This is a genomic window from Chromohalobacter sp. HP20-39 (assembly GCF_033052815.1).
Lineage (GTDB): Bacteria > Pseudomonadota > Gammaproteobacteria > Pseudomonadales > Halomonadaceae > Chromohalobacter.
Genome location: NZ_JAWHTP010000898.1, coordinates 1 through 255, shown reverse-complemented (window position 1 = coordinate 255; position 255 = coordinate 1). Strand labels below are relative to the sequence as shown.

Annotated in this window: 1 protein-coding gene; it reads left to right on the top strand. The window is 57.3% G+C overall.

The features are described from left to right. Positions 1–255: hypothetical protein (locus RVY79_RS20565; protein WP_317466445.1), on the top strand; the 255-nt coding region annotated here is incomplete at both ends.

Here is a 255-nt window from a genome sequence, read left to right as displayed (position 1 = left end):
ATGGTCTGCAAGGGTACCCAGGCACGGACCGTTTCGAGAACGACCCGGATGAAGTTGAGTTGCGCAAGGAGACTTGGCCGAGCATCAAAGTGTCGTTCTGGGACACGGCCTGGTACAAGCCCAGTTTGCTGAATGGCTTGCGGTTTCTCAACGAAGGGACGAAACAGTACCACGGCACATATTCCTGCACGGACGCGGGCCTTGCGCTGGCCAAAGCCTACGAGGAGGAAGTGCAAAAACTGGAACCTGCCGTCG